The sequence below is a fragment of the Planifilum fulgidum genome (assembly GCF_900113175.1).
GTDB lineage: Bacteria > Bacillota > Bacilli > Thermoactinomycetales > DSM-44946 > Planifilum > Planifilum fulgidum.
The window spans coordinates 42,614-50,748 of record NZ_FOOK01000025.1 but is presented as its reverse complement, the minus strand read 5'-3'; the positions used below and the strand labels follow the sequence as shown (position 1 = coordinate 50,748).

The window sequence follows — 8,135 nt, the reverse complement described above, 5'->3', positions numbered from 1 at the left end:
GAAGGTGTTGCGTCGCCGTTATCATCGGAGTGAGCGGTTGTACATTGTGCTGGACAACTTTTCCCCTCACCACCATAAGAAAGTCAAGACTTGGGCCCGTGAAAACAACGTGGAGTTGATCTATACGCCGACATATGCATCTTGGTTAAACCGGATTGAATGTCATTTTGGCCCGCTTCGCAAGTTCGTTTTCGAAGGAAGCAATTATTCATCTCATGATGAATTGGCTAAAGCCATCCAAGCATACATCCGTTGGCGCAACAAAAACAAACATCACGAAGCCATCTTAAAAGAACAAAACAAGATCAAGGTTGCCTGAAGGGGCACTAAATCCGCGGCATCCGGCAATGCTTCCGGCCATGCCGCTTCCGTCAACAATGCTGCTTCCGGCAACGGCGGACAGCTGCCGAAGACCGCCACGCCCTATCCGATGATGTTGCTTTTGGGCGGGCTGGTCATGGCGGCCGGTTTGGCGCTGTTGAGGGTTCGTCCTTCCCGGAGCTGATCCGTTTCCGGGATCGGCGGACCGGAGCCTTGGCAGGACTTCCGTTGGCTGTATCCCGGGAAAAGCGGGCAAAGGATCCGTTTGCGCTGTTTCCCGGCGACGCCGCGGGGGACCTCCCGAAACCCCATCGATGAAGCGGACCTTCGCTTGCCCGACGGATGGATTTGCCCGACCGTTTTCCGGGTGAGGCAGATCCCATCCGTCTCTTCATCCCATTTTCCGCGGATGGTTTCGAGGGCAGCCCATAAAGCGAGGAGGTAATCGAGCGGTTGAAACAGAAATCGCTGTTGGCTGCCTTTGCTCTGTTTTTCGGCACCGCCTTTATGGCCATTCCGACGGCTTTTGCCAATCCGGCGGAGTCGGAGGAACCGGCTGAGGAAGCCGGAGTGGAAGTGGACGTGGATTTGGGCTTGGCAGAGTTGGATATCAGGATCAACACCCCGTCCGACGGGGAGGACGAAGACTCGGACAATTCGGGGGGCGGGCTGAATCCGGACCCCATTGAAGATCCCGGTAACATTGATAATCCTGATGAAGGGGGTTCCGGCGGTCCCGGTGACGGCTCCGGCGATCCCGGTGACGGTCCCGGCGATCCCGGTGACGGTCCCGGCGATCCCGGTGACGGTCCCGGCGGTCCCGGTGACGGTCCCGGCGGTCCCGGTGACGGTCCCGGCGATCCCGGTGACGGTCCCGGCGGTCCCGGTGACGGTCCCGGCGATCCCGGTGACGGTCCCGGCGGTCCCGGTGACGGTCCCGGCGGTCCCGGTGACGGTCCCGGCGATCCCGGTGACGGTCCCGGCGATCCCGGTGACGGTCCCGGCGATCCCGGTGACGGTCCCGGCCATCCTCCTACTCCCGGACCGGAAGATCCTGAGGAGCCGGGGAATTCCGACGAGCAACCCGTGCAAGAGCCCGAACTTCCGGAATCTCCGGCCAAGGGGGGTTCCGAGTTGCCCAAGTCCGGACAGTCTGATCAGTCCGATTCCGAGGATGAAGGCGGAGAATTGCCGAAAACCGCCACTACCTATCCGCTGATGTCTTTGGTGGGCAGTCTGATCATGGCGGCGGGCATGGCCTTGTTGAAACTCCGCCCGTCCCGGGGTTGAAGACCCCCTCGGGGATTTCCCGTATCTAGTCGTTCTCGTCAGAATACAGTGACTGATTTCGATGCCCTCGGATGATCCGCGGAGCCCGTTGAGCACCCCATGCGGGTGCTCTTTTGTTTTCAACCGATGGGATTGCCGCTTTATCTTCCTGAAAGAAAAAGGTTTCGCCGTTGTTCGGATCATCGCCGAGCTTACGGGCGGAGCCTGTGAAACCTGTGGGGCAGAGGGGTTGAGCCGCCCCGTTTGTGCTATACTGTCATAGGAAGGCAGCGGGAGAAGACGCGCGTTTTCGCATGACATCGCGGAAGGAGGGACAGGTCCGTGTCGATTTCGAAGGAACAGGTGCAACATGTCGCCCGGTTGGCGCGGTTGTCGCTCAACCAGGAAGAAGTGGAACGCTTTACGGTTCAGCTGAATGATATTCTCCGCTTTGTGGAGAAATTGAACGAGCTGGACACGGAAGACGTGGAGCCGACCAGCCACGTCTTGCCGATGGCCAATGTGCTCCGGGAGGATGAGGTGCGGCCCTCTTGGCCGCGGGACAAGGTGCTGGTCAATGCGCCGGAGCAGAAGGACGGCTTGTTCCGGGTGCCTCCGGTATTTGAGGAATAAAAGGGGGGATACGATGTCGCTGCTCAAAAAGTCGCTCAAGGAGATACATAAGCGCCTGGCGGAAGGGGACTGCTCCGCCAGGGAACTGGTGGACCTTTCCCTGAGACGGATCGACGAAGTGGAAGACCGCGTGGGCGCCTTTATCACGGTGGACCGGGAAGGGGCGCGCGCCCGGGCGGAGGAGCTGGACAAACAGCTGGCGGAGGGCGGAGAGCGGGGACTTCTGGCCGCCATTCCGGCAGGCATCAAGGATAATATCTGCACCGAGGGATTGCTCACCACCTGCGCCAGCAAAATCCTGGCCAACTACATCCCGATTTACGACGCGACGGTCATGAAAAAACTGCGGGCCGCCCAGGCGATTCCCGTCGGAAAGACGAACATGGACGAGTTTGCCATGGGTTCCTCCACGGAAAACTCGGGATTTCATCTGACGCGCAACCCCTGGGATCTGGAACGGGTGCCGGGGGGATCCAGCGGAGGTTCCGCCGCCGCGGTGGCCGCGGGAGAAGTTTTCTTTGCCCTGGGATCGGACACGGGGGGCTCGATCCGGCAGCCGGCCGCCTTCTGCGGCGTGGTCGGCCTGAAGCCCACCTACGGGCGCGTTTCCCGCTTCGGTCTCGTCGCCTTTGCCTCTTCGCTGGATCAGATCGGACCGCTGACGAAGAGTGTGGAGGACGCCGCCTACGTGTTGCAGGTGATTTCCGGGCATGATCCCATGGATTCCACCTCCGCCGACGTGGAGGTTCCGGATTACCTGTCAGCCCTGACCGGGGAAGTGAAGGGGCTGAAAGTGGCCGTTCCCCGGGAATTGATGGGGGATGGAATCGAACCCGGCGTCCGGGAGAGGGTGCTTGAGGCGCTTCGGGTGCTGGAGGGGATGGGAGCGGTATGTGAAGAGGTTTCCCTGCCCCACATCCGCTATGCGGTGGAGACATACTACCTGCTGGCCCCCGCGGAGGCTTCCTCCAACCTGGCCCGTTACGACGGAATCCGGTACGGAGTCCGCGCGCCCGCGGACAACCTGACGGAGTTGTATTACAACACCCGCAGCGTCGGTTTCGGGCCGGAGGTGAAGCGGAGGATCATGCTGGGCACCTACGCCCTCAGCTCCGGCTATTACGACGCCTATTACCTGAAGGCCCAGAAGGTGCGGACCCTCATCAAGCGCGATTTCGACCAGATCTTTGAAAAGTACGACGTGGTGATCGGACCGACCACCCCGACCACCGCCTTCCGCATCGGTGAAAAGGTGGATGATCCGCTGACCATGTATCTGAACGACATCTGCACCATTCCGGTCAACCTGGCCGGGTTGCCCGCGATCAGCGTTCCCTGCGGCTTGAGCGGGGGGCTGCCCGTCGGTCTGCAGGTGATCGGCCGCCCCTTTGACGAGGAGACGGTTCTGCGGGTGGCCCATGCCTATGAGCAACAGGCCGGGCCCCTTCCCGAACCCCCGTTGGGAGGTGAGCGTTCGTGACCGCCTATGAAACGGTAATCGGATTGGAAGTGCACGTGGAACTCTCCACGAAAAGCAAAATCTTTTGCGGCTGTTCGACGGAGTTCGGCGCGCCGCCCAACACGCACACCTGTCCCATCTGTCTGGGGCATCCCGGCGTTTTGCCGGTGTTGAACCGGCAGGCGGTGGAATACGCCATGAAAGCGGCCATGGCTTTGAATTGCCGCATCGCCGAATACAGCAAATTTGACCGGAAAAATTACTTCTATCCGGATTTGCCCAAGGCGTATCAGATTTCCCAGTACGATCAGCCGATCGGAACCGGCGGCTGGATCGAAATCGACGTGGACGGGAAGCGGAAGAGAATCGGCATCACCCGCGTCCATCTGGAGGAGGATGCGGGGAAGCTGATCCACTCCGAAAACGGGGACGGTTCCCTGGTGGATTACAACCGGGTCGGCGTGCCCCTGATCGAGATTGTTTCCGAACCGGACCTCCGTTCCCCGGCGGAGGCCCGGGCTTATCTGGAAAAATTGAAGGCGATCATGCAGTACTGCGAAGTCTCCGATGTGAAAATGGAGGAAGGTTCTCTCCGCTGCGACGCCAACATCAGCCTGCGGCCCGTCGGAAGCAGTTCCTTCGGGACGAAGACGGAGCTGAAGAATCTCAACTCTTTCCGCAATGTGGAGCGGGCCTTGGAGTACGAGGAGCGGCGCCAGCGGGAAGTGCTCGATTCGGGGGGAAAGGTGGAACAGGCCACCCTGCGCTGGCTGGAGGACGAGGGCCGGACCAAGCAGATGCGCAGCAAGGAGGAGGCCCACGATTACCGCTATTTCCCGGAGCCGGATCTGGTTCGCCTGCACATCGACGAGGAGTGGAAAGAGCGGGTTAGGTCCTCCATTCCCGAACTTCCCGACGCCCGCCGGGATCGTTACATGCGGGAATACGGCCTTTCCGCCTACGATGCGGGATTGCTCACGGCCGTCAAGGCGATCGCCGACTTTTTTGACGGAGCGGTGCAGGCGGGCGCGGATCCGAAGGGAGCCGCCAACTGGATTACCGGCGAGCTCCTCGGTTACCTGAACGCCACCGGCAAGGAGCTCAAGGAGACCCGGATCACCCCCGCGGGCCTGGCGGGGATGCTCGGCCTGATCCAGAAGGGAACGATCAGCACCAAGATCGCCAAAAACGTGTTTAAGGAACTGGTGGAGAAGGGCGGCGATCCGGAAAGAATCGTGAAGGAAAAGGGCTGGGTGCAGATCAGCGACGAAGGGGAACTGGCAAAGATCGTCGCCCGGGTGATCGAAGAAAATCCTCAGTCGGTCACCGATTTCAAAAACGGAAAGGATCGCGCCCTCGGTTATCTCGTCGGCCAGGTGATGAAGGCCACCCGGGGAAAAGCCAATCCGCAGATCGTCAACCGGCTGATCCGGGAACAGATCGGGCAGTGAAACAGTTCCCCAATCTTCCCTCCCGCAACCCGCTTTACGCCACCTCCGACCGCATGCTCCCGCGGAGGTGGCCGTTTTTTTGGCTTCGCTTCCTTTTTTCATCGGGGGACAAACATGGTATGATAAATATCCGGGCATTTCTTTTTCTTTCGGGATCGAAAAGGCTGCCCAGGAGAAGGGCCGCTTCGTTCCGCCTTTCGGCGAGGGGCGGACGGTGCACCCGCCTCCCTCGCGTTGATGTGGGATGTCTGCCGCCGGTTCTTGCCGGACGGCGTTTGTCATGTTCAATTCGGTCAAATGGGGTGTAAGGTTTGCTGATCTTTTACCGCATTCTGATTATCCTCATGCTTGTTTGGGGAACCCTGTATCTCGCCGCGGAACCGGCTTATTCGGTCCACTTGTACTTGATCGCGCTCTATCTGTTTGTCACCTATTTCGAGCTGAGCGGAAACCCCTTCCATCGATGGGTGTACCATTTGCTCATCCTTCTTCTGTTGGCCAACGCGGGAATGCAGTTTTTTTTCATGGGGGAGCCCAACGTCCTCAGCGGTTTCGTCAGTCTCTTCTTCGCCTTTTTTGCCTGGCAGGCGGTTCGGCGGCTCTCGCGCTAGCGGAGGGAATGTCACAAAATCTTCCCAGGAAGAATTTTGTTCAGGTGATATAATGGGGAGAACAGCAGAGAACGAGGTGAGACGATGAGGAAACGGGGTGCGCTGGTCATAGCTCACGGTTCCAGCAAATCCGAATGGGTGGCGATGGTGGACGACGCCGTCGAACGGGTGGATGTGGAAATGCCGGTCGCTGTCGGTTTTTTGGAAATGGTGGAGGGACGGGCGATTCCCGACGCCATCCGATCTCTGGAGGCACAGGGAGTGGAGGAGATTGTGGCCGTTCCGCTCTTCGTTTCCTCCGGCAGCGCCCATATCGCTGAAATCGCCCGGATGCTGGGCGTGGAGCCGCCCTGGCCCGTCGAAGTGGATGTGACGCCCATCGAGTTTGATGCCCGGGTGCGGTTTTGCCGCCCGATGGACGACCACCCGTTTATCGCCCGGATTTTGACGGAACGGGCGAGGGAACTCAGCGCCGATCCGCAGGACGAATGGGTTTTGTTGGTCGGGCACGGCAATGAAACCCCCGTTTTGCGGAAAGAATGGGAACGGGCGATGGACCGCCTGGCTGTTCAGATTCAGCGGGAGGCGGGATTTGCCGGGGTTTCCAGCGCCACCTTTCACCCGGACAACCTGCGCGGGCGGGCGGAGGATCTCGCCCGGAAATACCGGTTGCTGGTGGTTCCCCTGTTTCTGAGCGAAGGCTATTTCACCCGGAAGGTGATTCCCTCCCGGCTGGAGGGGATTCCCTACGTCTATTCCGGGCGGACATATCTGCCCCATCCTCTCGTGTCCGAATGGATCACCTCTACCGTGCGGGAGGCACTGGAGGAGCAGCCGGTGATGTGAACCGGGCGGATAGATGCGAGCGGGCGGAGACCTCTGCGCACGGGCCCCCTTGCACCGGGAGCGGCCGGCGGGAGGACTCCGCCTGATTTTATGGGAAAAACCTGCGGCGGGTCGCCGCACGCAGGGAAAGATTCTGCCCGCCCGGGTTTTCTCTCAGATCGCGCACCAGATAGTGCATCAGGAAAAATCCTGCGATTCCCGGCAGACTGAGGAGAATCCACGGCCAGGCAGTTTCCCCCCAGCGCTCCATCCAAACGGCTCCCATATAGCTTCCCAGGGAGCCTCCCAGGGCGAAAGAGAGCTCAAAGACGCCGTAATGGGCTGCCGTGTCTCTGGATCGGCTGAATTCCGCCACGGCGATGTCCATCCCCGGCAGGGCGAAGGTTTCTCCGATAGTGAAGAGCAGCACACAGAGGATTACCCAAGGGGCCGATGCCTGAAGGGGAACCGCAGCCAGACCCGCGGCCGTGATCGCAAAGCCGATCCGGATCCGTTCGAGGGAGACGGTTTGCTCCAGCCGGCGGCGGACAAGAAACATGAAGAGGAGGGCGAAGAGCCCGTTGGTCAGGATGATCAGGCCGCTCCACCGGCTGTCCCGGGTGAGATGGAACATCTGAAGGGGAAATGCCACCGTCAGTTGGGCATACATCATCCAATACAGGCTCATGGTGAGCGAAAACCGAAGAAAGCGCCGATTGGAAAACACGTTGCGGATCGTTTGGCGGAGGCGCCCCGAAGGGGAACCGCCGGGAAGATGGGTTCCCAACATCAGGAATGATGCCGCGAGTGCCAAGCTCAACAGGGCCCCGATGATCAGGGGGCTTTTTTCATTGAACAGAGAGACGGCTCCGCCGCCCAGCCCCGCTCCCAGCACCGCACCGCCGTTCAGGGCCAGGTTCAGACCGGTGAAGGCCCTTTTTCTCAGGGCTTTAGGCAAGTGTCCCAGCGCCGCCCGGAGGGAGGGATCAAACAGGGCGCTCCCCAGCCCGACGAAAAAGGCGGCCAGCACCAGAAGCGGAAAGATCCCGGACAGGGCGAAGAGGGAATAGCCGGCGCCGATGAAACCGCACCCCAGGGCCATGGCAGTCCGGTATCCGATTCGGTCCGTCACCGCTCCCGAAAAGGCGGGCAGGGCGTAATTGACGATCAGGGCGGTGCTGAGGATCGTGCCTGTCTGCCAAGCGGGAAGCCGGAGGATTTGGGACAAATAGACCGCGAGGAACGCGGTGACGGAAAATTTGGCGGCACCAAGGACCAGGGCGGACCAGAGCAGCAGGCTGATGCTGCTTCGGAACAGGTGGAAAGGACCCACGATTCGCCTCCTTGTAACCGTCAATTTTATTTTGATGGTTAATCATCGACTGATCACATTTTACTGCAGATCCCTCCCAGGCGCAACCATCTATTTTATTTTAGTGGTTTACAACCTGCGGCGGCGTTTGGGGGGCGGAGGCGGAAGCGTCGCGCGCGGCAACGTCGCCGGAGACGAGGGGATGCCCGAGCCGACTGTGTTATAATATTCCTGCCGATGAAGCCTCTTCGAAT

The 8,135-nt window shown here is 60.2% G+C and carries 9 protein-coding genes; 8 read left to right on the top strand and 1 reads right to left on the bottom strand.

All coding sequences use genetic code 11. The annotated features are described in order from the left end of the window. From BM063_RS13030 to BM063_RS12990, 8 genes are all read left to right on the top strand, one after another. The coding region (locus BM063_RS13030) for a transposase (RefSeq protein ID WP_218154409.1) at nucleotides 1-319 on the top strand (319 nt) is incomplete at its 5' end. Nucleotides 320-430: 111 nt separating this feature from the next. Further along, entirely contained in the window at nucleotides 431-505 is a 75-nt protein-coding gene (locus BM063_RS18345) for a hypothetical protein (protein WP_425439166.1), read from the top strand. 950 nt (nucleotides 506-1,455) lie between these two features. Beyond that, nucleotides 1,456-1,611, top strand: coding sequence for an LPXTG cell wall anchor domain-containing protein (locus tag BM063_RS17710; protein ID WP_177199156.1), 156 nt, complete (start codon nucleotides 1,456-1,458; stop codon nucleotides 1,609-1,611). Between the two features lie 321 nt (nucleotides 1,612-1,932). Continuing rightward, entirely contained in the window at nucleotides 1,933-2,223 is a 291-nt protein-coding gene (gatC, locus tag BM063_RS13015; protein WP_092039744.1) for an Asp-tRNA(Asn)/Glu-tRNA(Gln) amidotransferase subunit GatC, read from the top strand. 13 nt (nucleotides 2,224-2,236) lie between these two features. Further along, entirely contained in the window at nucleotides 2,237-3,703 is a 1,467-nt protein-coding gene (gatA, locus tag BM063_RS13010; protein WP_092039742.1) for an Asp-tRNA(Asn)/Glu-tRNA(Gln) amidotransferase subunit GatA, read from the top strand. After that, nucleotides 3,700-5,133: an Asp-tRNA(Asn)/Glu-tRNA(Gln) amidotransferase subunit GatB gene (gene gatB, locus BM063_RS13005; RefSeq protein ID WP_092039740.1), complete on the top strand. Its 1,434-nt coding sequence runs from the start codon at nucleotides 3,700-3,702 to the stop codon at nucleotides 5,131-5,133. Before gatA ends, gatB begins: the two co-directional genes overlap by 4 nt. Nucleotides 5,134-5,444: 311 nt before the next feature. Continuing rightward, nucleotides 5,445-5,744: a hypothetical protein gene (locus BM063_RS12995; protein ID WP_092039736.1), complete on the top strand. Its 300-nt coding sequence runs from the start codon at nucleotides 5,445-5,447 to the stop codon at nucleotides 5,742-5,744. Nucleotides 5,745-5,828: 84 nt separating this feature from the next. Then, on the top strand, nucleotides 5,829-6,590 hold the full coding sequence (locus BM063_RS12990) for a sirohydrochlorin chelatase (protein ID WP_092039734.1): 762 nt from the start codon (nucleotides 5,829-5,831) through the stop codon (nucleotides 6,588-6,590). Between the two features lie 88 nt (nucleotides 6,591-6,678). Here BM063_RS12990 and BM063_RS12985 read toward each other — a convergent pair whose 3' ends face one another. Then, nucleotides 6,679-7,902 (bottom strand): MFS transporter, encoded by a 1,224-nt coding sequence (locus BM063_RS12985; RefSeq protein WP_177199155.1) that lies wholly within the window; start codon nucleotides 7,900-7,902, stop codon nucleotides 6,679-6,681. Between the last annotated feature and the right edge of the window lie 233 nt (nucleotides 7,903-8,135).

What these genes read in the sequence shown, in the direction of transcription:
- gatA (WP_092039742.1), top strand. Translation starts at nt 2,237, where the DNA reads ATGTCGCTGCTCAAAAAGTCGCTCAAGGAGATACATAAGCGCCTGGCG.
- BM063_RS12990 (WP_092039734.1), top strand. Translation starts at nt 5,829, where the DNA reads ATGAGGAAACGGGGTGCGCTGGTCATAGCTCACGGTTCCAGCAAATCC.